Origin of the sequence: Paenibacillus sp. FSL P4-0113 (assembly GCF_038009305.1) — a bacterium.
GTDB classification, from domain to species: domain Bacteria; phylum Bacillota; class Bacilli; order Paenibacillales; family Paenibacillaceae; genus Paenibacillus; species Paenibacillus polymyxa_D.
In genome coordinates this window covers 2,235,841-2,261,873 of sequence record NZ_JBBPAZ010000001.1, presented here as the reverse complement: position 1 = coordinate 2,261,873, position 26,033 = coordinate 2,235,841, and the positions used below count along the sequence as shown (strand labels likewise).

Annotated in this window: 19 protein-coding genes and 2 riboswitches; of the genes, 9 read left to right on the top strand and 10 right to left on the bottom strand. The window is 44.8% G+C overall.

The genetic code is table 11. The annotated features are described in order from the left end of the window. Nucleotides 1-4: 4 nt before the first annotated feature. From MKX46_RS09385 to MKX46_RS09375, 3 genes are read left to right on the top strand one after another with little or no spacing between them, the layout of a single operon-like run. On the top strand, nucleotides 5-1,270 hold the full coding sequence (locus MKX46_RS09385; protein ID WP_340886256.1) for a transporter: 1,266 nt from the start codon (nucleotides 5-7) through the stop codon (nucleotides 1,268-1,270). Further along, nucleotides 1,254-2,480, top strand: a complete 1,227-nt coding sequence (locus MKX46_RS09380; protein WP_341071183.1) for a glycosyltransferase family 4 protein — start codon at nucleotides 1,254-1,256, stop codon at nucleotides 2,478-2,480. The genes MKX46_RS09385 and MKX46_RS09380 overlap by 17 nt, the downstream gene beginning before the upstream one ends. Continuing rightward, nucleotides 2,440-3,351, top strand: coding sequence for a glycosyltransferase family 2 protein (locus tag MKX46_RS09375; RefSeq protein ID WP_341071182.1), 912 nt, complete (start codon nucleotides 2,440-2,442; stop codon nucleotides 3,349-3,351). Before MKX46_RS09380 ends, MKX46_RS09375 begins: the two co-directional genes overlap by 41 nt. Here MKX46_RS09375 and MKX46_RS09370 read toward each other — a convergent pair. Then, nucleotides 3,319-4,026, bottom strand: coding sequence for a response regulator (locus tag MKX46_RS09370; protein ID WP_069011050.1), 708 nt, complete (start codon nucleotides 4,024-4,026; stop codon nucleotides 3,319-3,321). The two genes, MKX46_RS09375 and MKX46_RS09370, sit on opposite strands and share 33 nt — an antisense overlap. Nucleotides 4,027-4,071: 45 nt before the next feature. Here MKX46_RS09370 and MKX46_RS09365 point away from each other — a divergent pair, with 45 nt between their 5' ends. From MKX46_RS09365 to MKX46_RS09355, 3 genes are read left to right on the top strand one after another with little or no spacing between them, the layout of a single operon-like run. After that, nucleotides 4,072-4,521 carry a hypothetical protein gene (locus MKX46_RS09365; RefSeq protein ID WP_029518378.1) on the top strand — a complete coding sequence of 150 codons (450 nt, stop codon included), beginning with the start codon at nucleotides 4,072-4,074 and terminating at the stop codon, nucleotides 4,519-4,521. After that, complete coding sequence (locus tag MKX46_RS09360) at nucleotides 4,518-6,251, top strand: ATP-binding protein (protein ID WP_341071181.1); 1,734 nt, start codon at nucleotides 4,518-4,520, stop codon at nucleotides 6,249-6,251. Before MKX46_RS09365 ends, MKX46_RS09360 begins: the two co-directional genes overlap by 4 nt. 50 nt (nucleotides 6,252-6,301) lie before the next feature. Further along, nucleotides 6,302-10,729, top strand: coding sequence for a hypothetical protein (locus MKX46_RS09355; RefSeq protein WP_341071180.1), 4,428 nt, complete (start codon nucleotides 6,302-6,304; stop codon nucleotides 10,727-10,729). Nucleotides 10,730-10,771: 42 nt separating this feature from the next. On the opposite strand, the gene MKX46_RS09350 is transcribed toward MKX46_RS09355, so the two are convergent. Further along, on the bottom strand, nucleotides 10,772-11,467 hold the full coding sequence (locus MKX46_RS09350) for a response regulator transcription factor (RefSeq protein ID WP_165148762.1): 696 nt from the start codon (nucleotides 11,465-11,467) through the stop codon (nucleotides 10,772-10,774). A 160-nt stretch (nucleotides 11,468-11,627) separates the two neighbouring features. Here MKX46_RS09350 and MKX46_RS09345 point away from each other — a divergent pair, with 160 nt between their 5' ends. Further along, on the top strand, nucleotides 11,628-13,001 hold the full coding sequence (locus MKX46_RS09345) for a sugar phosphate nucleotidyltransferase (RefSeq protein WP_049817031.1): 1,374 nt from the start codon (nucleotides 11,628-11,630) through the stop codon (nucleotides 12,999-13,001). 94 nt (nucleotides 13,002-13,095) lie between these two features. Here the strand turns inward: MKX46_RS09345 and MKX46_RS09340 are convergent, their stop codons facing one another. The 7 genes from MKX46_RS09340 to MKX46_RS09310 all read right to left on the bottom strand — a co-directional run bounded on the left by MKX46_RS09340 (nucleotide 13,096) and on the right by MKX46_RS09310 (nucleotide 21,147). Then, nucleotides 13,096-14,430, bottom strand: coding sequence for an ISL3 family transposase (locus tag MKX46_RS09340; RefSeq protein ID WP_341039891.1), 1,335 nt, complete (start codon nucleotides 14,428-14,430; stop codon nucleotides 13,096-13,098). 19 nt (nucleotides 14,431-14,449) lie between these two features. Next, a complete protein-coding gene (locus tag MKX46_RS09335) occupies nucleotides 14,450-15,631 on the bottom strand; it encodes an MFS transporter (RefSeq protein ID WP_029518384.1) in 1,182 nt (393 codons plus the stop codon). 72 nt (nucleotides 15,632-15,703) lie between these two features. Continuing rightward, nucleotides 15,704-15,994, bottom strand: coding sequence for an ArsR/SmtB family transcription factor (locus MKX46_RS09330; RefSeq protein WP_058710457.1), 291 nt, complete (start codon nucleotides 15,992-15,994; stop codon nucleotides 15,704-15,706). 241 nt (nucleotides 15,995-16,235) lie between these two features. Next, the gene (locus tag MKX46_RS09325) at nucleotides 16,236-16,754 is read right to left on the bottom strand and encodes a thioredoxin family protein (protein WP_029518385.1); all 519 of its coding nucleotides are present in this window, start codon (nucleotides 16,752-16,754) and stop codon (nucleotides 16,236-16,238) included. Between the two features lie 256 nt (nucleotides 16,755-17,010). Next, a complete protein-coding gene (locus MKX46_RS09320) occupies nucleotides 17,011-18,867 on the bottom strand; it encodes a beta-glucoside-specific PTS transporter subunit IIABC (RefSeq protein ID WP_341071179.1) in 1,857 nt (618 codons plus the stop codon). A gap of 232 nt (nucleotides 18,868-19,099) precedes the next feature. Then, on the bottom strand, nucleotides 19,100-19,942 hold the full coding sequence (gene licT / locus MKX46_RS09315) for a BglG family transcription antiterminator LicT (protein WP_023990001.1): 843 nt from the start codon (nucleotides 19,940-19,942) through the stop codon (nucleotides 19,100-19,102). Between the two features lie 233 nt (nucleotides 19,943-20,175). Further along, entirely contained in the window at nucleotides 20,176-21,147 is a 972-nt protein-coding gene (locus MKX46_RS09310) for a LacI family DNA-binding transcriptional regulator (RefSeq protein ID WP_069011250.1), read from the bottom strand. Nucleotides 21,148-21,360: 213 nt separating this feature from the next. On the opposite strand from MKX46_RS09310, the gene MKX46_RS09305 reads away from it, so the two are divergent. Beyond that, a complete protein-coding gene (locus MKX46_RS09305; protein ID WP_341071178.1) occupies nucleotides 21,361-22,818 on the top strand; it encodes a glycoside hydrolase family 1 protein in 1,458 nt (485 codons plus the stop codon). Between the two features lie 165 nt (nucleotides 22,819-22,983). Beyond that, a riboswitch (glycine riboswitch) is annotated at nucleotides 22,984-23,060 on the top strand. Nucleotides 23,061-23,078: 18 nt separating this feature from the next. Further along, a riboswitch (glycine riboswitch) is annotated at nucleotides 23,079-23,173 on the top strand. 159 nt (nucleotides 23,174-23,332) lie between these two features. Beyond that, nucleotides 23,333-24,751, top strand: coding sequence for an alanine/glycine:cation symporter family protein (locus MKX46_RS09300; RefSeq protein ID WP_341071177.1), 1,419 nt, complete (start codon nucleotides 23,333-23,335; stop codon nucleotides 24,749-24,751). 57 nt (nucleotides 24,752-24,808) lie between these two features. Here the strand turns inward: MKX46_RS09300 and MKX46_RS09295 are convergent, their stop codons facing one another. After that, a complete protein-coding gene (locus MKX46_RS09295; protein ID WP_341039887.1) occupies nucleotides 24,809-25,981 on the bottom strand; it encodes an iron-containing alcohol dehydrogenase in 1,173 nt (390 codons plus the stop codon). Nucleotides 25,982-26,033: the final 52 nt, after the last annotated feature.

Genomic DNA, 26,033 nt, shown 5'->3' with positions numbered 1-26,033 from the left:
CAACGTGAACAACCGATTGCGTTCGTTGATGTTTCCTCTCTTTAATGTGCTGCTTAACGGGTTTAATTTTTTCTTCCACATTGCAGCGAGCTGGTATCTTACCGGACAAGCCTATGGTCAAGCGAATGCGCTGCTGGCCCTCTTTGCACTGTTGTCCGTTTTGGGCTTATCCATCCAGCTATTGACCGCCAAGCTGGTATCCAAGGGTGGCAAGATGCTTGCGCTACGTAGCTTACCGCTCGGTTCTCTATTACTAAAAGCACCATTGGTGCTAACTGTGCTTGCCATGATCATTTTACTCATCATTCATCCGTTATTGCGCTCGCTTTTAGGCGTCGATTCCGCCCCGCTATTCATGCTGTATGGCTTGATCGGCCTACATATTTTGGTGAGTTCGTGCCGTGGAGATTTACAGGGTAGGGAACGCATGTTGGCGCTCAATGTGAACTATTACATTGAAGTAATAGGGAAGCTGAGCTTGTTTTTTGTTCTGGCTGCACTGGGGTTAAAGCTGGAAGCCCTACTATTGGCGAGCTGTGGGGGAATGTTGCTGTCGCTACTCCACGGCTGGATCGTTTCGGCTCGTGGCTTGTCCTTATTCACAACCAGTGGAGAACATATCCCTTCTGGGCTATGGAAGTCATTGGGTCAGGATTTCACCGATAGCCTTATGACGAATTTATTCATTTTGTTTTGTATCTCTATCGACATGTTGTATGTACAGCATTACTTTCCCGAGCAGGCCAGCAGCTATGCCATTGCGCTGAAGTACAGCCAGTTGGTCTATTACGTTTCGTATAGCCTGATTGCTGCCTTTATTCCAAAGCTCGGTGCGCAGGGGCATGACCGCCAAGCTTTGGGCAAGTTGATTGCCGTCTATGCCGGATTAATGGCTGTAGCTGCGATCTGTGTATATGTGGGCACGACCTTTGTGTTCCCATCCTCTATACCCATATTATTCGGAGCCTCTTACCAATCGGCCGAGGCCTATATTCCATGGGGGGGATGGGTGTACTGGTTATTTTCCATCGTGCTGTTTTTTGTGCATGTGCACGTATTGGTGGGCAGACGCAAATTTATGTTCAGTCTGATGGCAGGAGCCGCGGCTTTATTAGTAGCCTTTCATATTGCCCACACAGAGCCGGTAGATTTCTTGCTATCTGAGTTCATGGTTTACGGAGCTATGGCTCTCTACTTTGTGATAGACGCCTATGTGCATTTGTTCAAAATAAAGATAAAGGGGGATGTACCCCATGAATACCATACATGAACAGGACGGTAAAACCGTAGTTCTATTGCTGTCCTGGCGTGACATACGTTCACCTAAAAGCGGAGGAGCAGAAATTTTCACCCACGAAATGCTTAAACGCTCACAACAAGGCCGCTTCCAGTTCATTCATTTTTCACCCCAATTTGAGGGGATGCCTGAGCATGAAATTATCGACGGTATTACGTATATTCGAAAAGGAAACATATACAGTGTTATTTATTATGCGATGCGATATTACCGTCGTCATCGAAGGAAGATCGACTATGTGATTAACCAGGCGAATACGCATCAATTCTTTACCCGATTTTGGGTGGAGGCATCCAAGCGGATTTTTTTCATACATCAGCTAACAAGGGAAATATGGTTTGAGAACGCCAAATTCCCGCTAAATGTTATTGGGTTTCATATGGAACCCTTGATGCTTAAGCTGGCTCGTAAGGATCGAACGCTTACGGTATCTCCGTCTACTCGGTATGATCTACTTAAGCTGGGCTTTCACCCGGATCGTGTTCATCTTTTACCGGAAGGCATTGAGTTTGATCATTGGCCGCGCGAACAATTTTTAACGAAGGAACCTAATCCGACCTTCATGTACGCTGGGCGCTTCGTCAAATATAAAGGCATTGATCTGGTCGTTGAGGCCTTTGGGCAGCTCAAGGAAAAGTTCCCTCAGGCTATGTTATGGATTGCCGGAAAAACCGATAAAACCTATGTGGCAGAACAATTGTTGCCGATTATGAAACGGTATGGATTAACATACGGAGAACCGGATGAACAGGGGCAATCGCAAGCTGATATTACCTTTTACGGATTTGTTTCAGCAGAGCATAAGCTGGAGCTGATGAGTCGTGCCCACGCGCTGGTGTTTCCTTCCTTGCGTGAAGGTTGGGGGTTGACAATTACCGAAGCGGCAGCGGTTGGAACGCCCAGCATTGTCAGCAATTCACCGGGTCTGGTGGATGCAACGGATTTTGGGAAGAGCGGGTATCTATGCTTTCACGGCGACATCCGGGGATTATCTGAACAAATGGAAAGAGCAGCGAAGGGCGGCGAAGATTACATGGCCATCCGTGAGCGGGCGTATCAATATGCGTTAAGATTCCATTTTGATCATACGGCTGCTGCGTTTGAGCAGTTGATGGAAGATTGGGTAGAGGAGGCGGAACAGAGTGGACAAAGTGGTCATTCTCTTCTCCACGTACAACAATGAACGGACGATAGAGCCTTGTTTGCGAAGCTGTATGGGGCAAAATTACAAGGATCTGCATATTGTAATTGCTGATGATGGCTCCAATGACCGGACCGTCGAGACGATTCGTATGCTGTCGACAGGGAGCGCAGTACCCGTAACGGTATTGGAGCTTCCCCATGGGGAGCGGGGAGTCGCTAGGGTTAGAGCGGTTGAGGAAGCGAAACGCTTGGGTGCCGAATACATATTTGTATTGGATTCCGATATGATTTTAGCCGAACATCTGATTCTGCAGAGCATCGACTTTTTTGATGATCATCAGGATATTGGCGCTTTGGTCGTTCCGGAGGAGGCGTATTCGGAAGCGGACAATTTTTTTTCCAAAGTGAAAGTTTTTGAGCGAAATGTGATTAATAACGCGGGTGAGACCTTGGGAAAACGCTCCATTGAAGCGGCACGCTTCTGGCGAATGAGCGCTTATGAATCGACGGGCGGGTTTAATGCGGAGCAGATTGCTTTTGAAGAAATACAGCCGACCTTACGTTATATAGAGTCTGGTGGAGTCATTCGCCGGGCGGTATTTACACGGGTATATCATGATGAAAAACAGGTCTATCTGCACGATGTATTACGTAAAAAAGCCTACTACTTTTCAGTGATGGATCGTACGATGTCATCTGAAGAGGGCGGATTACGAAAGGCACTGGAACGTTGGTATTTCTTCCGTCCGGTGCTGTATACGTGGGGGAATTTGAAAAACTATATCCGTCACCCGTTGCTGACGATGGGGATGTTGTGGATGTATGTATGCCTAACTGTGATTGGGGTAGCCGCCGTGTTAAAGGGCGGCACCCGTCACTCAGGCGATCTCGCTAAGGCGGATAAGGCGTAACGATGAATGTCCGAGGGTCAGCGTATCCAGCGTGTACAGGTCGGGATCGGAAGATTCCGACTCCTCATACGGTATGTATAATGAATGCGTGGTTAACTGAATACCTTCCCCGTCAGGATGACGTAGTGAGCGCCCAACAGGATACAGCTCAGCAAGTGCAATGTGTACAGCGGTTACGATATCTTGTTCATTCAGCAGCACATAGGGTCGGTACGGAGCATTCAAAATGCTGTCTATAAATACTGACAGGTCGGAAGCTACGTTCTGGTCTGCTGCATGCAGGCTGTTTCGATTGAGTTTGGCTTGATCAAGCGCCTCATACAGTATTTTTTTTAGCGTATCATCATCCAGCTCCAGCGGTTTCGTCAAAAAACGGAACACACCGACTTGATTAATCGCCGATAAAATGGACTGCGTATGCAGGTGACCAGACAAAATGATTCGTACGATATGTGGATAATCTTTCTTAATCATGCGAAGGAAGGTAATCCCATCCAGACCAGGCATGAGCAGATCGGAAACGACCACATCAATCGGGTGCTGTTCCAGCACTTGTAGGGCTTCTTTGGGCGTGTGAGCGGTATGTAAGGTGAATGCTTCTTGCGTCAGGGTCCGTTCAAGCAGGGACAGAACCATAGGGCTGTCGTCAACAAATAGAATGTTTTGGGGTGTCATAAGAACTGCGCAACTCCAATCAGGAAGTAAGAAATGAGGAACTACATGTATAATATCAGCGTTTTGGCATTTTTGAAAGATGTCAATACAGAACGGGCGTTGCGTCTTTTTTGTGAACGATTTGATTCGGCTGAGCATGCCCTCTGGGAAAAAGGTATGCGTCTCCTTCATCAGTATCATGCTGCACGGCATACAGGGGTGACCCTGGTTGTCTCCAGCGCACTTCAGCATATGGACGATCGTCATGATATTTACGTTGTTGATCTGCGAGAATACGGCGAGGAAGAGTTGGATCGCTTATATATCGCAAAAACATGCGAGTTGATCCTACTGACGGACGGGGCAACGGAAACCGCTGCGAGGTTTGCTGCCCTCCAGCGCCGCACTCCCCGGTTGCTGTGCGCACGGCTACCGTTGGTCAGCTACGAGCTGGAATGCCTGATGCAGGCTATTTTGAGCCGTCGTGAACAAAATGGAGGGGACAGGGAAGCATGAAACAATGGGCTTTGTTGAAACCAGGTTGGCAAAAGCTGATCCTGTACCTGATCGTACTGGGCGTGACCGTGTTTTTGGCCGCTGTGCTTCAATGGTTTGTCGTGCGACAATTCAGTGTTCACTTGGCGGAGATTCAGAACGAACAGCTCCAGTATGAGGTACAGGAACTTTCTAGCAGCATAACCGAGCGTTATGCCGCATGGCAGGCTGAATTGAAGGAGCTGTCGTCCAGTCTGGGCAGAGATATGCTGAATCAGGGAACACGCCAGTATCCTGAGGGGTTTAAGCGTGAAAGCGGGGCCTTTTATGTGCTTGATGAACAGTATCATGTGAGGGTCGGACGAGATAATCGTGAGATGAAAAGTGCGGTCCAGCAGATTAAGTGGCTGCAAAAAGGTTGTGCAGTAAGCTCTTTTGTGACAGAGGATCATCAGCCTGCCCAGTATATCGCATGCAGGATTCAAGGAGCGCAGATGGGCGGTTTTATAGTGCGCAAGGTTGACGCTGATATGCTCAGCGGAATTATTAAAAGTAAACCGGTTAACCAGTATGAGACTTTATTTTATAACGGTCAATTTAAGGTCGTAGCTTCCCGAAGTAATCCGGATATTAACCGAACGGACATCACGGGCGTCACCCGTAGGCTGCTGGAGGGCAATACAGGTGTCATTGAAGATGACGGTGAAAAATACGGGATAGGATTTAGCCGCATTGGGGAAGAAGCCCTTTACATATCGGTTAAGGATGTCAGCGAGGATACAGCACAGCGAATCAGCTCCTTCCGCAAACAGTTGTGGATGGTCATGGTTCTAATATTGTTCATTCTGTGGGCCATGCTCGTACAGTTCCGCAAAAGGATTGTGAAGGATGCCATCGTGAACAACCAGGTGCGTGATCAACGGCGAGATGAAGATATGCGACAGCAGCAGGACATGTATTATTTGCCGTTAATGCAGACGATTGAGCAGCAGCTACAAGAGCTGCAAGAGCAGACTAGCCGTCTCACAGGTGGTGATGATTTGAAGTTGCTGGGATTCTATCATGATCTAGCAAACCGCTTTGAAGCGGCTTCCAGTCAGGGAAAAGGAGCCTCTCATGAGGAACTGGAGTATTTTCGCGAGTTGAATGAAAATTTTATCCAGGGTCGCCTCAGACAGGAATCCTCACTGGGAGAGTTACTGACGGGAGTTCGTAGCTTGCGCGATGAGCTGGAAGAGAAGATGCATGATAATAGTGGAATTAGCTTTACAGATATGAATGAAATATTGTCTGAGTCGCTGAAATGGGCGAACCGTTCATTGAACATGAAGAACATTCAAGTGATCTTGCGGCAAGAGCCTGTTCCATCGATTGCAGCACAAGCACCCATGCTGTACAAAACGATTCAGGGACTGCTGGAAAATGCAGTTCAGGCCATGGGCCAAGGCGGAGAATTGCCTGAGGATCAGGAACAGGGCCGAACAGGTCTGCGGTCCAAGCGACAATCTCAAGTGCTTAAGGTTAGTTCACGGCTGGAAGAAGGAGAAATTGTTATTATCATTGAGGACACAGGCGGCGGGATTGATGATAAAATGCGTTGGAGCTATTTCCAGCCAGACTATTCCCAAAACTCGCAGGAGCATGCGTTCAGCCTGTACCATATGGATGCATACCTGAAGACCATAGGCGGCCGTTTAAAGCTACGTAATACCGATCAGGGCTTGCAGGCAATCGTTCGTTTGAGAAGATAGGCCCAAGATAACCGACAGATATACGAGAAGTTCAAGAGAGGGGGACAAGCATGAAAAAATGGATATTTCGCTATCGTTACGATATGGCGGCAATGATGTTGATGCTGATTGCGATTGTTGCATATCTTTCACCCATCTATGGACCAGGGCAAATTGTGTTTAGCGACATTGCTTTTGGAGCCACCTCTCATCGGTATCTGGAGGAAATAACCGGGGTATGGAACGAGCGATGGTCTACCTCGACCTTGTTCAATGCTCCACGTATCCTGTACATCTTGCCCTTCTATGGACTGTCACTCTTATTTGACGAAAGCGGACCGGTCTTGCTCAAGTCGTTTATTACAGGCTTGTTATTTGTTTCGGCATTTTCGATGTATGCCTTTGCCAAGCGATTGGTTAGCGTGTATTATTCACCAAGCTTTACGAAGACCCGTATTTTTGCCATCATGGTCGGCTCGTTGTTTTATGCGCTGAATCCGTGGGTTATTTTCCGCATTCAGCATATTTATTTGCTCTGTGGATATAGTTTATTTCCGTTAATGCTGCGATTCTTTTTCAGTGCGGTGGACCCCAAGTTTCAAATTCAACAAATTAAAAACTATCATCCCCACAAGTTGTATCAGCGGAACTGGATCGACCTGTTTCTGTTGGCTGCGGTATTCACCGTTAGTGCTGCGGCAATTCACTATTTTTTCTTCGGCATGATTTATTTGGGCTTGTTCACCATGTTGCTATTGATCAAGCTGACCTGGACCCACCGTAAGGCTGGTCGCACCTATTTGCAGCCGTTATACGGCAATTTTTTGCGTAAAGGGATCATTTTTGGCATGTTTTTCGGTCTGCTAAGTTTTTATTGGTTGTCTCTATATGTCGGTAGCATGTTGATGGACGCTCAAGCGTCTCAGCATAATATCAATGTCGTGGATACGTTGTCTCTGTTCAGCCGCAACAGCAGTTTAAATAATGTGGGTTATTTACTGAGCTATTGGTGGCCCATGTTTTCCTTGTCCTCACTGCCTGTCATGTTTTATGTAGGAGGGGGATTTTTGTTGCTATTGATCGGGTATGCGATGGTGACACGTTCACATAAAAATCCGATCATTCTGATCTTCTCGCTACTTACGCTGCTGTTTCTGGTTGCAGCTACCGGGACGACGTTCCCATCGATTGCCAAGTGGTTTGTCATTCTGGTTACGAAAACCCCTGTGATTGGTTCGGTTTTCCGTGATCCTAACAAATTTATTGGACTGATTGCCCTTAATTTCGGGGTGTTGCTGACCTTTGGTGTCATTCAATTTATGGAATGGTTCGGATCATCGCCGCTACAGCGTGTATATAAAAAGCTGGCGGTCGTTATCGTCGTCCTGTGTCTGGGGGTATATTTTGCTCCCTTGCGCACTCAGTTCATTGAGGGGTACTACAAGCCAGTACAAGTGCCGGAGGCTTATGGTCAAATGGCTGAAAAGCTGACTGATCCGGATCGTTTCGATAGCAAGGCATTATACTTTCCGATTGCTGACAATATGATTCAGAGCTATAACGGAGTAGCCACGCCCAAATGGAATAAAGGGAAGACCGCAAACGAAAAGGCAACCGGAGATTTTCAGGTATACTCTTCTCCTAAAAATACGGTCTTTCATCATGAGGGCAATGATCCCGGTATTACATACTATATGAATTTTCTACAGTATGTCATGGACAACGGATTAAGCTCCCGATTAGGTTGGCTGTTCTCTACCTTTGGTGTTAACCAGTTGGTCTACCATGATGAATATGTGGGACAGGAGAAGCGTCAGGATTTCCACCTCTCTCAGCTGGAAGGTCAGACCGGGCTGAAACGTACGTACCAGAACGGGCTATTTTCCATATTCAATCTCGACCAGACACCGCCCTATATGAACATCCTTGCGAGTAAAATTGTAACACCTTACGGTTTTAGCCGACTAGAGAGCTACAGTCATCTGCCTGGTTTTGATTTTAGCCGCTTTGGAGTGCTGTTCAGTGCGTTAAAGCCTGAGCTAAAAACCATCCAGACGATTAACAAAGGGGATTATGTGGAAGCGGCGTCCTTTAATGACTTGCTATTGTCACAGCTTCCAGCAGAGGATTACTTACGGCCTTTTAATACCATTGAGGATGGTAATGCCTTTTTAAAATGGTCCAAAACCTTTGCCTCGACTAACGATTGGTTGTGGTATTTATCCTCCCAAAATATACGGAACTTTCCGTTCGATATGGAAATGGATGCAGGGATTGCGGTCACCTTTGCCAGTAAGAAGCTGGATGTGGCCCCGTATCAGATGAGCAGCATCGAAGGGAAGACGGTTGTGGACTTTGATTCCATGTTGCGGACCGAAACCTTCTTCAAGCCGGATAACCCGCAGTTGTTCAGTGTGCAGGCTAATCCCCGTGAGGAATTGAATGATGTGCCAACTCTGCATGGCGAAATTATGAAGGGTGACCCGAGTAATATATGGCAGGTCGCTCGATCGGGTTTGCTGGAAGCCAAGGAAAATAATCCGTATCAGTTCCAAATTACTGTTTCCGGTCGCGGAACGAACAAAATGCATGTGAAAATGAGATTTTACGATAAGCAAATGCGTGAACTGGGGGTTAGCTATGTCGTGGCGCCTTCGGAGGGATATAATTTTGACAGTGTGAAATTTTACGGGGAATACGTGTCGCCGCCCGGCAGCTATTGGATGCGAATGGATTTGTTAACCCTGCAGCGTCCACAGCAAAAAAATTACTGGTGGATTCATGATATCCAGCTACGTGATTTGGGGCAATACAGTAAGCCTAACACGTTTACGATGCACAAAAAACTGGATCAACCTCAAACCTCGCATGTATATGCCAGAGTGTTTATGAATAAGGCAGGCGGGAAATTACAAGTCACGTTACCGGACAAAGTGGTTAGTATCAAGACCCAGGATGATGGTTTAAACCAATTTCAATGGGTCGATCTGGGAGAACATGTTTTTCCAAAAGGAGATACTCCAGTCACGGTTAATAACCTGCAAGGTTTTAATGCGGTCAATCAATTTGCGATTGTGCCTGTGGATCAGCTAGATCGGTTATCTTTTCCAGTGGAGCAGGCATTGAAGCGGGGCAAGCTCTTTTTCACCTTGGAGGCAGAGAACGATTTTAACGCCCAAGGGAATGTGCAGACGGAGCGTGCTTTGCCAAGACTTAGTATGGGGCGAGGGATCAGCTATCAGAAGGGGACGTTAAGCAGGGATGTGGAAGTCGCCAAAACGGGAACCTATGCCACAGCTATTTTGGCCAATCTACCTGCAGGATACCATGGGTCATTAACGATGAAGTGGGTGAATGAAGAGACGGGAGAGGTGCTGACCAGAACGATTCGTACGGAAGAGTCGTATAAGCGGTTACCCGCTACCTCTTTATCTGAAAAGCAGGTTATTGAAACGGTGCCCGATCAGGATGGTTTTGCCAAGAAAATCATACAAATTCCCGGTCTGCTGAACGACTATGGCCGAATAGAATTCAAAAATCTGTTCCTAACCAAGGGAAAGTATCACTTAACCCTTGTGCTGGACAGCCAAGTACCGTCATTGAGCCGTTTTGGAGATATTCATCGAATGGGCGGGCAGGAAGTGACGGTAATGCCTGGGGAGAACACGAAGGAGTCATTAGACACGGATGTCGGATGTGTAGCGGATATACGACCTGGCCAGACGAACCTGTCATTTATGGACGAAGGACTCTCTATCCGTTACGCACCTAGCTATTCCTGTGACTGGAATATTTATGCGTCCAAGAAAATGAAGGCCGAGCCGCTGCAAGAGTATGCCGTGCAGTTGGATGCGCGATCCGAACAAGTTGGAAGTCGGCACATGAAGGTCATTTTTTTGAATAAAGTGTCCCAGGTTCTCCAAACCTCCTATATTGATGAGGTGGAGGAGAGAGATAAGGAACAATGGAATCATTATGATCAAATTGTGAAGGCACCGGCAGGAACCGCCATGATGCAGTTTCAAATTTTAGCGCATGCGCACAAGAAGCAGTCAGGCTTATTTCAAATGAAGGAATATTCCATTATCCCTTATCAAGCCATGATTACAGTGGATCAATTTACGTTGTTTGAGGGAACGGATATGGATACCTTTTTTATGGCACCACATGCTTCGGAAAGCATTCAGGCTACTCGTGAGAATTCCATGGAACGTAGTTTTACGCTATATAATCCGACGCATCAGCAGGTGCTGATCCGGGAGACCGAATCACCCAATCCACTATGGGAGTTCAGACTGGGTGGCGAAAATCAGCGAGCCCGTCTGTCTGTGAATGGAGTAACTACCGGATTCATTACCAATGGTAACGGGAACGGGAAAGTCGTCGTTATTCTGGCTTCCGCCTACCGTTTTGGATGGGGATTGTTCCTCATAGGGATACTGGGTGGAGCAGCTTGTTTTCTTCCTTATCGGCGATGGAAGAAGCGAAACCTTCCATAAAAAGCAAGCTGCTCAGTGGGGAAATGGGTAGCCATGATACGGCTACATCTCATATTTGTAGCCTCTGCCCCAGACGGTACGGATGTGCTGAGGATTTTTAGGGTCACGTTCTATTTTTTTGCGGAGGCTGGAAATATGTACGTCGATAGTGCGATCCAGATAAGCGCCATCTCCGCCTTTGATCCGATCCATCAGCTCACTGCGGGTAAAGACTTTACCTGGATTGCAGGACATTTCTTTTATAATAGAAAATTCGATTTGAGTGACTTCTATTTCTTGGTCATCGACTAACAGACAATGACGGTAATCATTCACCCATACCCTTACCTTTTTATTCTTTTGAGTTACCGTTTGCGATTCAGTGAGCATGTTGCGGCCGCAGCGGCGCAGCAGGGCTTTGATGCGGGCATTTAACTCTATCAGACTGAACGGCTTGCATAAGAAGTCATCTGCTCCGTCATCCAGAGCTTTTATTCTTATATTCAGCACGGTGTTATTAGAGATGACCAGCATAGGGACTGTGGTAAATTGACGGATTTGGCTGATCAGCGCACATTCGACTTTACCGGAAAACATTAGAGCGGTCACAATAATATCCGGCTTAAAACGCATGAGTGTAGGAATTGCAAGTTTAGAGTCATAAATAAGCTCGGTATGATAGCCTTCCTCCTGAAGGTGAAGAGCAATCATATCTGCCAAACCTTTTTGATCTTCAATGATGAGTATTTTTATGGGCATGACTGACATCTCCTGTACAGACAAAGATACAATAGCATTGCATAATCATGTATTTGCCACGATAATACATACTTATGTATTCGGCAGAAATGCGAAAAATGAACAGTCTTATAATGTAAGAAAAATATTAATTTACAGGAAGAAGGTTGCATCTTTGCGAATGATTTTATTATCTGGAGGTTCGGGTAAACGTCTGTGGCCCTTATCCAATGTGAACCGTCCCAAGCAGTTTCTTTCCATACTACGTCACGACGAACGGCCCGAAAGTATGCTGCAACGAATATGGAGGCAATTAGATGAGGCGAATTTGGCAGATGAGGCCTATTTTTCGACGAGTGGAACTCAGGCCGAGCTGATTCGAGGACAAATTGGCGGAGATGCTGTAGTGATTGAGGAGCCGACTCAGCGAGATACTTTCCCGGCCATTTCACTGGCTACGGCCTACTTGCATGACGTTGCAGGCGCATCACTCGACGAGATCGTAGGGGTCATGCCTGTGGACGGGTATACGGGAGATGAATTTTTTGAGCATCTGCGCAGGCTTCCTTCCATATTAGAGCAATCAGGAAGCCATATCGCATTAATGGGGGCTGCTCCGACGGAACCCTCTGATAAATACGGATATATTGTGCCTTCAGCCTCTCCTTCACTTGACCAGCCATATTATAGGGTTAGTTCATTTGTAGAAAAGCCGGATCTGATTCGTTCAGAGGCGTTGATCCGTGAAGGGGCCTTATGGAATTGCGGGGTGTTTGCTTTTAGACTGGGCTTTTTATTGGATATTCTGAAGCAAATGGGTATACCAGCCGACTATGAATCTCTTTCGACAAATTATGCAGACTTGCCTAAAACTAGCTTCGATATCGCGGTAGTAGAGCATACTCATAAGCTCTCTGTGCTTCCATATCATGGAGAGTGGAGAGACTTGGGCACATGGGATTCGTTGGTGAGAGAAGTAAGCTCGAAGCTGAGTGGTCCAGGATATATTTCAGAAGCTTCACATGACTCGCATATCATCAATGAACTGGAGATTCCGGTCAGTATCTGGAATGTCCCGGACATTATCGTCGTTGCCGGGCCGGATGGCGTGCTGGTTACGGATCGGCAGTCATCCACAGGAATTAAGGATATGGTGGCGGAAATTGAAATCGGACCACGTTTTGAGGAGCGCTTCTGGGGAAAGCAAACGGTGTTATCCCATCAAGCGGCAGCAAGTGGATTGCAGACAGTGACCAAACGCGTGGTCATTTCAAACGGGAGATTTATCAGCTATCATGAGCATCAGTTTCGTAAAGAAGTTTGGACTATAGTTTCTGGAACCGGGAGTGTCTCTATCAATGGCGTGATACAGACAGTCAGCCCCGGTGAGGTCATCGTCATTGAACCCGGTACAAAGCATTTTATAGGGGCAGTAGAAGGAGATTTAGAATTCATTGAGTCACAAATCGGACATATCGTATCCGAAACGGATATTATCCGTTATGAATTTCCTGATTCGATTGACGACCATACTCATGAAGTGTCTACAATATAGGGACTGATAGATACGAACGAGGTTTATCAGAAGGCAGTGAAGAGTAGTAGGAACTATTTTTTATGGGTATTCGGATTTTATGGCGGAGAAGGGTTTATAGCTGGCCCTTCTCCAATTTCTCGATCAAGGTGGAAAAATCGATTCCCAGCAAGATTATTTCTTCTGGCTTACGAACAACTTCAATAGGTGGCATATTAAACATCGGGAAGTTTTCCTCCCGTAGATCGTAGCTATCAAACCGCCTCTGGTACTTAGGCTTACGTTGCTTTTTAAGTCCCTCTGTAAAGAGTATTTTGGCTCGTAGGGCTTCAAAAGAGTATCCCCTGCTTAAACGATTAATGACTCGAATAAGGCTGTTTAGAGACTCCGTATAAGCGTTTGTAATGCGATGGTCGAAGTAGGCGAATATTTCCTCTTCCCAGTTCTTCATAGCCTTTGTAAGTGGTTCAAAAGCGGATTGCAGTTCAGTTGGTATTTTAGCTTTCCATTCGTTGTATTTAAGGAATGCCGTCTGTCTGCTATCACATTCCCAAATATCGAAATATGATTCCTTTAAGTCATAAGCAGTGCCGAGAGAAGGATGATTCTTTGTCCAAAGGTCAAGCGTAATTTTATCCATCTCTGTAAGCGCTATATGGCGTTTTAGGAGGATAAAACGGTCGTGCCTCAGCCCGCGGCGTTCTTTTGGCGATAATCCTTCTCGGAGCTGCTTACGAATGGTTTCTAACGCTTGGTTTGCCATACGGAGAACATGAAACTTATCGACGATGATAAGAGCTTTTGGCAAGATAGCCCTCACGGCGTCCTTATATGGTTGCCACATATCCATTGTGACGTATCGTATTTGTCCTCTATTTGGAAGGCGTGAGAGGCAGTCTATAACGGTTTCCTTGTTACGATTGGGCAAAACGTCTAACAACGTATGTTCCTCAATATTGGTTAAAACGCATCTTGGCTTAATAATGTGTATTTCGTCAATCCCAAGCCAATTAGGAGTTTCAAAACGAAGCGTTACTTTAAGACGATTGAGGTAATCACGAAAGATGTTACGTATCGTTTTTTCATGCAATCCAACATCCTCGGATATGCTGACAAACGTGCGTTTAAGGCTTTGCTTCTCTATATAAGACAATAATCGTTTGGTACAGTTTCGCTTTTCGTCTATGGTGTGATCTAAGTGTTCCCAAAAGGTTCGATTGCAATCTTTACAGCGATACCTCTGACGCTTTATAAGAAGGCCTGCACGCTTGCCATGAATGGGCAAGTCCATATAAACTTGTTCCCTGCTGTCGTGTTTGTAGAGGTTGGCTATGCATCCGCAATGAGGGCAAGCCAAAGGTGGAGAGTTCGTCACCACTTGTATTAGAAAATCAAATTCATTTTCACTAATACTTAATATGTTGAAGTTTGGAAGATTTAAAATATCCATATGAATTTCTTCTATGCATTTATGATGCAAACTCCTTCTTTGTTTTCGCGTGACTGGTCAAAATACCGCTGAATATAAAAGATAACAACGAACCGGCAAAGCATATAGCCGCAAACATGCCTACGGCGGAAAAACCGTTAAAAGTCGCGTAAATCAGGCCTGCGATCCAAGAACCGAGCGTTGTCGCAGCGTACATGTTTGAATTGGCCAAGCTGGAGATCGTGCCGCGGATGGTCGGATTTAGTGAATTCAGCATTCCCAATATTAGGGGAAAAGAGATCCCCATGTTAACGAATATGAAAAAGTAAACACTTTCGAAAGCCGCAACCGACGGCAAGAGAGGCAACACAATAAAACATATGATAGAGACAAGAAAGCCTACAACCAGCGTATTGAAACGGTTTAACGTTTTGATCACATAGGCACCGCCAAAGCTCCCGACTATATTCCCAAGACCTAGAAAAAACATTACGTATCCCGTTTGATCAATTGAAAGGTGAAAGCGATCCGTCACCCATTTTCCAATGAAAGAAAAGGCAGCAAAGAATCCACATTGAAATAAGAAATGAGCGAGGAAAGCCTTTCTTGCCATTCGGCTATTCAATAGTGGGATGTATCTACTGAAAATCGGAGTCCTGGTTTTTTGGCCTTGATTTGGTTTCATTTCGGGCAAAGCATAGAAGATGAATACTGCTACCAATAATGCACATGCACCGATTGTAAAAAAAGGATAATACCAATGGGTTGAGGCAAGCAGACTTCCAATAGGGATACCGAACGCTTGGGAAGCAGCCAAGCCTGCCATGACGAATCCTGATACTTTGGCGATTTTTGACGTTGGAAACAGAGTAGGGATCGATGCCCAGACTTGAGGCGCCGTAAATGCTGCGCTGACTCCGGCTAAAAAACGGAAGAAGAACATCGACCAAAAACCTGTGGCAAAGCCGCATAACATGGTTGAAACAGAGAAGCAGATCATGCCGGAAAGCATTACTTTTTTGCGATCCCATCCATCGGAAAGCGGTCCAGCAATCAGTGCAAAAATGGCATAACCTAAAGCATAAGACCCTACCATCCAACCGGAATATTCAGTTGGGATATGAAACAAGCTCTGAAGAGTGGGGATGAGCGGAGATATCAAAAACGTATCCGTACCGATAACAAACATGATGAGGAAAAATAAAGCAGTTAATTTGATCATTTTATTCACCCTTTTTAGTTAGTTCTATAGTTCAAGGATTATTGAACTAATGAATAAAAAAAGAATTTCTTTCTACAATGTATCCAGAAATCCAGGTAAGTAAGTTTGAAATGTCTCCAAATCGATGCTCATATACTTCGTTTGAGCTTCTTTTCGTACCTTGATCAATTTCGCCTCCTTTAAAGCACGCAAGTGATACGAAGTATTCGATTTCGTAGTATCGCGAATGTGTCCTACTTCTCCACAATTCATTTCCTTCTTGCTGGCGTATAGAGCTCGTATGATGTCCAATCTTGTTTCATCAGCTAACGCCTTAAATATTTTGACTCTGAGCTCATCATTTATTATTTTTTGAGTAGTCATAAAACCATTGTACTAAGATATCGCTACAAATCAAGTCTTTAGAAAAATACCACCATATTCTCCGATTTTTAAGTGAAATGTTTTGATTTTGTCTCCACCATAAAATCCGAATGCCCCTTTTTTATTAGAGCTTGGAAGACCTGTGCATTCCTAAAAAGGTATTCATGCGTTATACGAATGAATACCTTTTTTTTGCATAAACAGTTCTCTGTGTTTGTAATGAATTGAATAGAAAAGAGACTTATAAAATAATAATTTTCTTGGAAGTCAGCCACTCTTTTACAGCATCCGTACTGAGGTCTCTTTTGGGCGTCCATTCTATTTTATCAACCAGCTTGCCGTTTCTAAATTCTGCAATAGTGGGGGTGTATTTAACGTTGTAATCCTCTTTGAATTTATTCCATTGAGGCTTGTCCTTATGGATTTTGTGAACGTTCAAAAAAGTAATTTTAGAGCCTAGATTATACTGTTCGATCATCTTGTTAAAGTTAGGCTCAAACCGATTGCAGTCTCCACAACTGGGTCTGCCGACATAGACAAACACACTTTGATCCTGCTGAATCAAACGCTTAAAACCATCTAGTGTAACCGCATTCAAGTGGTCATATATTTCGGGATAATTGCTTTTGCTTGCTTGGATCTCTTTATCTTTCTGCTGAACAACCTGCTCCAGATCTTGAAATTTAACTACAGCTGAAATAGCGATACCAATGAGAAGCAATACAATGACACTTAACCCGGCGATATATCCTTTTTTCACAGAAACCCTCCTTTTTTTACAATCTCAAACTTACAATAAATGATTTTTTCGTTTTTCACTGTAACACTTGTCTCATTATGTATAAAAAAGAAGCTTTCCCGTAGGGAAAGCTTCTTTAGTCAGCATTTTGCATAATTCGATTCCCAACGCTTGTAAGTACAGTATATAGACGAATTAAAGCATTTCGATCTATATACTGCTGATTTGAAAACGCTCCTGGGATTTATGCAAAATGCCCTAGTCTGATAATTAAATGTTAGACCACAACAGTCAACAAGTAATCCTCACGCTTCACTTCAGTTTCCATTGTGTTCAATACGTCCAGGTATTGAGCGGAATTTGTTACGATAATCGGCGTAGTCGTTGTATAGCCTGCCGCCTTAATTTGTTCGATATCAAATTCGAGCAACAATTGCCCTTGCTTCACTACATCACCCTCTTTGACGCGCTTGTCAAAGAATTGTCCTTTCAGCTTCACTGTATTCACACCAACGTGAATCAGAATTTCTGCTCCGTCATTGGAAGTAATACCGATGGCATGTCCGGTTGGGAATACGGTCGTAATCGTTCCATTGACAGGAGATGTCAGCACACCCTCTGTAGGATCAATAAGGATTCCTTTCCCCATAGCACCTGAAGCGAAAGCAACATCAGAAGATTGTTCCAAAGGCAATACTTTACCTTGCAGTGGGCTTACGAGAATTTCTTTCTCGATTGTCACTTCTTTCTTTATAGGCGCAGCTTCTGTTTTTGCAGTTTCTTCTTTTGGATCATCAAAGCCCAAAATCATAACCAACACAACTGCGAGTACAAAGGCAACGAGCAAACCGATGACTACCCACAAGAATCCAGCTCCAAAATAAGTTGGCAGCGCCAGTAAACTAGGCAGGGAGAAGGATTTTGCAGTCGCTCCGCCAGAAGCGATAATAGCGCCCCCAATACCACCGGATATGCAAGCATAAATGAAAGGTTTTTTCAATTTCAAAGTTACACCATAAATCGTTGGTTCTGTAATCCCGAATACAGCTGCCAGTGTAGAGGAACCCGCCAAAGCCTTCATTTGAGTATTTCGTGATTTCAGGAATACCCCCAGTGTTGCACCGGCTTGAGAAAGTACGGCTGCTGTAAGCATTGGAAGCATCGTGTCATAACCCAATGTTTGAATATTGGACAGCATAATAGGAACGAAGCCCCAATGTACACCGAAAATAACAAACACTTGCCAGAATGCACCAGCCACAGCTCCGGCGATCAATGGGCTTAAATTGTATACCCATGTAAAACCGTTCGCCAAGCCTTGACTGATCAGGTTACCGACTGGACCAAAGGCCAAAAACGTCAACGGAACAACAACTAGCAGTGATAGCATAGGGACGATAATGTTTTTAACCGATTGATGAACAAAGGAATTAAACCAACGTTCCACATAGGACTGTACCCATACCGCGAGAATAATTGGGATTACGCTGGAACTGTATTTTATCAGAATGATTGGAATCCCGAGAAAAGCCAGTTTTGCCGGATGATCCACCGCTGCAATAACATCCGGGTACACGAGTGCTCCAGCAACTGCGACCGATACAAAGGCATTTGTCTTAAATTTACGGGACGAAGTAATAGCCAGGAATATAGGCAAGAAATAAAATACGCTGTCCGAAGCGGCGTTCAAAATGAGATACGTACCGCTTGTAGTATCAATCCAATGAAGCGACGCAATTAAGGCCATAATCCCTTTGAGCAAACCTGCTCCGGCAAGAGCACCCAAGAGAGGTGAGAAAATGCTGGAAATGATATCGACCGCTTTGCCGAGAATATTTGTTTTTTCGGAAGATTCTTCCTTTTTGGCATTAGGATTGTCTGCATCCTGCAAATTCGTTTCTGCCATCATATGCTCAAATACTTGACCTACATTGTTGCCGATGACCACTTGGAACTGGCCGCTGCTTTCCACCACTGTAATGACACCAGGTGTTGCTTCCAGTGCAGCTTTGTCTGCTTTTGTGCGATCTTTTAATTTAAATCTCAAGCGTGTAGCGCAATGGAATACGGAATTGACATTCTCTTCGCCGCCAACGAGAGTCACTATTTTTTTAGATAGTTCTTTATCACTCATATTTAGAACTCCTTATGGGTTATTCTTGCTACTGATAGGGTTTACCGTTTACATTTGTTGCTAAGATGCGCCGGCATGCATCTTTTTAACCTTGTAAACAAGAAAAACCTAAACTCGTGGTGAAAACTGCGCACTCTTCCTATAAGGGAACGTCGATTTCACCATCAGTTTAGGTTTTGCCTGCCTTACCAGTCACAATCCATGAACGATGAGGGGTATGAAGTTGTTAGTCTTATATGTTATTACGCTCAGTTACCCGATGAATATGGATAGTTAGATATACGTATTCATCCTTGCTTAAATATTGATCGTATGTTTTTTCCAGATACTCATTGATCTTTTGGGCGCAAGCAAAAGCTTCGGTATACGTCTGCTTCACCTGGTTGTACAAGAATTCTTCACCACTGTGAATGACTTCTTTACGAATCACTCGCATCGCAAAATATTGCAAATGTGTCAAAAATCTCGAATAGCTAAAAGAAGACTCATCCAGCACAATCCCGTAATGGTACGTAATAATGTTCAATATATGTTGGACAATCTCAGTCATTTTCAGTGTAGATTTCATTTCGTTACCGTCAATCCGTGCATTCACCATATGCAATGCAATAAATCCCGCTTCATCTTCGCCCAATTTTACTCCGAGCGTATTTTCAATTTTTTGGAGAGCATCCAGTCCAACTGCAAATTCTTTTTTGTAAAAGCGTTTAATTTCATACAGCATCGCGTTTTGGAGTGCCAGTCCTTTTTCTTGCCGTTGTATGGCAAAATGAATATGGTCGGTCAACGTTAAATAAATATTATCGCTTAACTCCGTATCCAACACTTCTGTTGCATGGGTTACGATTTCATTCACGACCTCCAGATGAGATACAGGAATATCGTTCAGCAGCTCGGTTAGTTTGGCCGTGAACTCGTTTTCATTTAACATGAAAATCTTATCTATTTTATCATCATCGACTTGATCGCCAGCCACCTTTTTGAAGGAAATACCTCTTCCCATCACGATGACCTCTTTGCCTTTATCGTTTTTAGTCAATAGGACGTTGTTATTGAGCACCTTCTCAATAATCATTGAAGTTCCCCCTCCCATCCTTTACCAATAAAAAATGCCTAAGCACAATTCAATACTATTGTTAGCAATAGTACTCAATTGAACTCAGGCATTGCCCGCATCACCGGTCACAATCCTTCGATATAGTGCTATTGTAGCACAAAAAAAAGCGATTTCAACATTTTTTATTCTGTTTCGACAAAAAACATTTTATATCAAGACCCTTTTGCCTAATTTGCAAGTAAAGCGTTACCTTATGTGGTCGTACGTTCAATGAGGCTGTACTCTAGCGAATGAAGCTCCATTTGGCGTCCAATCAGCTGGGGGGAAAGCATGAAAAAAGCATTTTGTGCTTGAGCCATGATGGGATTTTGAATGGTTGTAATCCCCAACGTATGCGACAGCTCCGTGTTATCAAACCCAACAATCGCCAGATCTCCCGGTACGTTCAGCCGTTGTCTGCGTGCTTCGCAGAGAATGCCCACAGCTACATAATCGTTAGCACATAAAATAGCCTCTGGGAATTCCCCCCGATGCTGTAACAAATCCCGTACGACCTGTTCGCCATCACGGATATTATAAATTGAAGAGTGATTCCAGTGTTGCAACACTGACAGATTGTGCTCACTCATGATCTGTTCATAGGCTCGTTGTCTGCTATGGGTATTGATGCTGCTCGGACGACCAAAAGCATTGGCTATACGGGTATAGCCTTTTTGTATCAAATGCTTTAATGCTAGCATGTAACCTTCATATTGATCCATTGCGACGGAGCGAATATCGGTATGCTCCATTCGTTGCCAGGCCACGATCGGGCCATATTTACAATAGGTACTCAAAAAATCAGTGTCATTCACGCAGGAAATGATGACCAGCGCGTCGACTCTTTTTCTTTTTAAATCTTCAAAAGCTTGAAGCTCTTTCTTTTTGTCTTCTCCCGAAGTATAAATAATGGTCTGGAATTCATATTGTCCGGCGATTTCTACAAAGCTGTCCAGAAAAGCAAGAACAATTTCATTAATCGTTGAAGTGATGATACCAATCTGAAGCGTCTGACCCTTGGATAGGGAAATGGCATTCCGATTAGGAACATAATCTAATTCCTGCATGATTTTCAAAATCTTAGCTCTTGTTTCATGACTGACATGGGGGGACTGATTTAATACTCTGGATACCGTAGCCTTGGAAAAGCCCGCCAGTTTTGCAATTTGATCAAGATTCGACATGGAGCTTCTCCTCACATAAGAAAAAAATACTTGACATGAAACGCGTTACAACAATTAGGATGCTTATGAGGGCATTACATCTATTTTAAAGCATCTGTCAATGCATTTCAAAGGAGAACGGTTACCGTTAGGTATGGATTCACATTTGCAGCATTTGATGGGATTACTTAGGCCAAAGTAAAAATCTTATATACGGAAAGAGGTCTTTATACCATGACGAAGACGCTAAAAGGATTTCCGAAAAACTTCTTGTGGGGCGGGGCAACTGCAGCCAACCAATTGGAAGGTGCTTTTGACGTAGATGGAAAAGGCTTGTCCAGCGCAGACATGATTGCTTATGTACCCAAAGCGGAACGTAAGAACGATCACGCTATAGAGATTTCGTCCGAGCGACTCGAAGACATTTTGGCAGGCAAAGTCAATGCCCGTTTCCCAAAACGTGAAGGTGTGGACTTTTACCACCACTACAAAGAAGATATTGCATTGTTCGCTGAAATGGGCTTTAAAGTATTTCGTATGTCCATCCACTGGTCGCGGATTTTCCCGAATGGCTATGATCACGAACCGAATGAAGCAGGATTGCAATTCTACGACAATGTATTTGATGAGCTGCGCAAATATAATATTGAGCCCTTGGTAACATTGTCACATTATGAAACACCGCTAGGTCTGACTCAGAAGTATAATGGCTGGCTGGGTCGTGAAGTCATACAGCATTACGTCAATTATGCCGAAACGGTGTTTACACGCTATAAGGATAAAGTAAAATACTGGCTGACCTTTAATGAAATCAATGTAATGACCATGAGTCCGTTCACCGGTGGCGGTGTGGTTATTGACCGTGTAGAAAACAAACAACAAGCGATATATCAAGCATTGCATCATCAATTTGTAGCTAGTGCACTGGCAACCAAACGGGGACATGAGATCATCCCGGGTGCTCAGATCGGCTGTATGTTGGCACGTATAGAAAGCTATCCACATACGTGTAACCCAGCGGATATACTGAAAGCCCAGCATGAAAATCAGATGAACCTATTCTTTACGGATGTGCATGCCCGTGGGGAATATTCCAACTATATGAATCGTTATTTTGTAGAAAATAATATTGTGATCCAGACAGAACCCGGCGATGCCGAAATTTTGAAAAATAATACGGTTGATTTTATCTCATTTAGCTACTACATGACCTTGACCGTATCGGCAGGTCCAGAAGGCGAGAAAGCAGCAGGAAACCTGATTGGCGGCGTGAAAAATCCGTATCTGCAGTCCTCCGACTGGGGATGGCAGATCGATCCGATCGGCCTGCGTGTTACACTGAATACGTTTTATGATCGCTATCAAAAGCCGCTGTTCATCGTGGAAAATGGCTTGGGTGCATATGATAAGGTGGAAGAGGACGGCTCTGTGCATGACACGTATCGCATTGATTACTTGCGTCAGCATATTGTCCAAATGAAGGAAGCGATTGCTGACGGTGTTGATCTGATTGGTTACACCAGCTGGGGCCCTATCGACCTCGTGAGCATGTCTACTTCCGAAATGTCCAAGCGCTACGGATTTATTTACGTTGATCTGGATGATGACGGTAACGGAACGCTCAAACGCTCCAAAAAAGACTCTTTTAACTGGTATAAAAATGTGATAGCAACCAATGGTGAAGAATTGTAATTTCATATCGTCTCGGGCGGGTATAGCAGAGGACATCCTAAGGATGCAATCTGCTGTACCCGCTTTTTTGATAGACATAATAATATTTCAGAGGGCTTCACAAACTTTTCACTTGTAATAAGCTGAAAGTTTTCTGTATAATGAATAAAAATTTCATATGTCTGGTTGATGTTTGCGGGAGATGGAACGAAAGTTCCGACCGAAGGGGCAAAACTCTCAGGTGCTTAGGCTGTTTACAGCCACAAGCGGGGACCGTAAACGGACAGAACTCTGGAGAGACCCTTAATTGGGCGCCGAAGGTGCACCGCAGAGAACATCTGCTTAAACTCTCAGGCAAAAGGACAGAGACGCGAATAACCTGTGACAGGGAATACCCTAGGCTTTTTTATGAGCTATTAGAGGCAGAAACCTGCACAAGATGGTTGTATTTTTTCGTGCCTTTAACCTCTCCAGGAGTCGAATCAGCTGATTTGACTCTTTTTTGTTTTCTAATATGCTGGAGGAGCGGGTTGAAATGAATTTGGTACATGTGTTAGAAGCGATTAGCAGTTGGATATGGGGGGCGCCTCTCATCATTCTTGTCATGGGAACGGGGTTGTGGCTGACCATACGTCTGAAAATGTTGCAGGTATTCCGCCTGCCCCTGGCGATCAAGCTGATCGGTAAGGCCCCGAATGAAGGCAGCGGGGATGTAAGTAGTTTTGCGGCTTTGAGTACGGCGCTAGCGGCTACAGTTGGCACAGGAAGTATTGTCGGCGTAGCGACAGCCATTAAGCTGGGCGGGCCGGGTGCCTTGTTCTGGATGGTCGTTGCAGCCTTTTTTGGGATGGCGACGAAATATGCGGAAGGTGTACTTGCAGTAAAATACCGGGTGAAGGATCGGAATGGACAATTTTCCGGCGGCCCGATGTATTATATTGAGAAAGGTCTAGGACGTCGTTTTAAACCGCTGGCGATGCTGTTTGCTTTTTCGGGCATGCTGGTAGCGTTGTTCGGGATTGGAACGTTTCCACAGGTCAAAGCGATTGTATCTTCGACGGAAAACAGTTTTGGTGTTCCGCCCATTGTAACGGCACTGATTATTGCTATCCTCACAGGACTGGTTACTATTGGAGGACTCAAAAGTATTGCCAAGGTATCGACGAAGGTCGTTCCTTTTAAAACAGGCTTGTACGTACTGATCTGTCTCATCGTACTGATTCGGTTTGCTGACCAGCTTCCTGCCGCAATTGCGCTGGTGCTCCATTCGGCATTTTCAACTACATCGGCAACGGGCGGATTTGCCGGAGCTACGATTATGCTGGCGATGCGAAGTGGGGTAGCCAGAGGTATTTTTGCCAATGAGGCCGGATTGGGAAGCGCACCGATTGCAGCCGCAGCTGCCAAAACCAAATGGCCTGCGGAACAAGGGCTGATTTCCATGACAGGCGTGTTTATTGATACGATGGTTATTTGTGTGATGACCGGGTTGACGCTACTGGTTAGCGGTGTGTGGAGCGGGCCTACCGATGCGGGCCTGATGACTCAGCAAGCATTTTCCAGCGCATTCCCGCTGGGGGCAGAACTGCTCACAATTATTCTGATTATGTTCGCGTTCACCACCATGCTCGGCTGGAACTATTACGGGGAACGCTGTGTTGAATATTTGCTTGGGGTCAAGTGGATTAAGCCATACCGTTATCTGTTCATTCTACTCGTTGGCGGGGGCGCGTTCATTAAACTGGATGCGATTTGGCTGCTGGCAGATATCTTTAACGCAATGATGGCTTTCCCGAACCTGATTGCACTGCTTGGTTTGTCAGGCATTGTCGTTGCAGAAACCCGAATCTATATGGATTCTCTGAATTCTAGTAAGAAAAAGGGCATTCTTGCAGGTGCCAGTGTAGGGGCAGCTATTCAAGTAGAAGAAAAGGGACACACGGTTAATTCATAAATTCCAAAAGGGAGTGCCTTCAGCCATCACAGGCTTGAGGACACTCCCTTTTGAATGTTATAACGATGCACGCAAAATAGCTAAAATATCTTCTTGATTCAGCTTTTTATAATTACCGAAGCCTCCATATTCCATTTCACGGGCTGCAATGGTTGCGATTTTTTCCAATTGCTCATCATTAATATTGTAATCGGCCAGGGTGGAAGGGGCACCGAGACTTGTCCAGAATGCACTAAGACGGTCAATACCCTCCAAAGCGATTTCTCTATCTGTTTTATCTACGGTGTCTAAGTCAAACATGCTGAGCATCAGCCGTTTCATGCGTGCAGCATCCTGATCGACCGTATGTCTCATCCAGTTGGGGAATAGGATCGCCAGACCGCCAGCATGAGGAATATCATATACAGCAGATAATGCATGTTCAATCGTATGCGAAGCCCAGTCCCCGAAGTAGCCCATTTGCAGTGTTCCGTTAAGAGCAATCGTTCCGGCATATAAAATCGTTTCGCGATGCTCGTAGTTGTGCAAATCCTCCAACAGCTTAGGTGCAGTTTCGATTACGGTTTGCAGCACGGAAAAGCACATACGATCTTGCAACGGTGTATTTTTAACATTGTGAAAATACTGTTCAAACACATGGCTCATCATATCCACCATGCCATATACCGTCTGATCACGTGGCACAGAGAAGGTGTTTTTTGGGTCCAGAATTGAGAATTTCGGATGCGTCACCGCGCTGCCCCATACGTATTTTTCGTTTGTTTCCCAGTTGGTGATAACAGAATCTGGATTCATTTCTGAACCGGTAGCGGCGAGTGTGAGGATGGTACCGAATGGCAGAGCCTGGGTAGGCATGTGCTTTTTATTGATAATATCCCACACATCGCCGTCATATTCAGCCCCTGCTGCGATGGCTTTGGTGCAATCAATAACGCTCCCGCCGCCTACTGCAAGTAAGAAGTCGATTTTTTTGTTTCGGCAAATGTCGATGCCCTTCTTAACGGTGGACAACCGCGGATTCGGTTCTACGCCCGACAATTCATGAATGTTGAGATGTAGCGGCTGTAACGCGTTTAATACCTGGTCATATAGACCATTTCGTTTGACACTTCCGCCTCCATATATCAGCAAAATATTTTTGCCGTAATTCAACAGTTCCTGCTGCAGTTCTTCAATTTGATTGTCTCCAAAAATTAATTTGGTGGGGTTATAATATGTGAATTTGTTCATCTGGAAAGTTCCCCTCAGTTCATAGTTCATGTTCAAATCGTAAATCGCTTAA

Excerpts from the sequence above, each read along its gene's own strand:
- MKX46_RS09380 (WP_341071183.1), top strand. The coding sequence starts at position 1,254 with ATGAATACCATACATGAACAGGACGGTAAAACCGTAGTTCTATTGCTG.
- MKX46_RS09370 (WP_069011050.1), bottom strand. The coding sequence starts at position 4,026 with ATGACACCCCAAAACATTCTATTTGTTGACGACAGCCCTATGGTTCTG.
- MKX46_RS09365 (WP_029518378.1), top strand. The coding sequence starts at position 4,072 with ATGTATAATATCAGCGTTTTGGCATTTTTGAAAGATGTCAATACAGAA.
- MKX46_RS09360 (WP_341071181.1), top strand. The coding sequence starts at position 4,518 with ATGAAACAATGGGCTTTGTTGAAACCAGGTTGGCAAAAGCTGATCCTG.
- MKX46_RS09355 (WP_341071180.1), top strand. The coding sequence starts at position 6,302 with ATGAAAAAATGGATATTTCGCTATCGTTACGATATGGCGGCAATGATG.
- MKX46_RS09350 (WP_165148762.1), bottom strand. The coding sequence starts at position 11,467 with ATGCCCATAAAAATACTCATCATTGAAGATCAAAAAGGTTTGGCAGAT.
- MKX46_RS09345 (WP_049817031.1), top strand. The coding sequence starts at position 11,628 with ATGATTTTATTATCTGGAGGTTCGGGTAAACGTCTGTGGCCCTTATCC.
- MKX46_RS09340 (WP_341039891.1), bottom strand. The coding sequence starts at position 14,430 with ATGGATATTTTAAATCTTCCAAACTTCAACATATTAAGTATTAGTGAA.
- MKX46_RS09335 (WP_029518384.1), bottom strand. The coding sequence starts at position 15,631 with ATGATCAAATTAACTGCTTTATTTTTCCTCATCATGTTTGTTATCGGT.
- MKX46_RS09330 (WP_058710457.1), bottom strand. The coding sequence starts at position 15,994 with ATGACTACTCAAAAAATAATAAATGATGAGCTCAGAGTCAAAATATTT.
- MKX46_RS09320 (WP_341071179.1), bottom strand. The coding sequence starts at position 18,867 with ATGAGTGATAAAGAACTATCTAAAAAAATAGTGACTCTCGTTGGCGGC.
- licT (WP_023990001.1), bottom strand. The coding sequence starts at position 19,942 with ATGATTATTGAGAAGGTGCTCAATAACAACGTCCTATTGACTAAAAAC.
- MKX46_RS09310 (WP_069011250.1), bottom strand. The coding sequence starts at position 21,147 with ATGTCGAATCTTGATCAAATTGCAAAACTGGCGGGCTTTTCCAAGGCT.
- MKX46_RS09305 (WP_341071178.1), top strand. The coding sequence starts at position 21,361 with ATGACGAAGACGCTAAAAGGATTTCCGAAAAACTTCTTGTGGGGCGGG.
- MKX46_RS09300 (WP_341071177.1), top strand. The coding sequence starts at position 23,333 with ATGAATTTGGTACATGTGTTAGAAGCGATTAGCAGTTGGATATGGGGG.
- MKX46_RS09295 (WP_341039887.1), bottom strand. The coding sequence starts at position 25,981 with ATGAACAAATTCACATATTATAACCCCACCAAATTAATTTTTGGAGAC.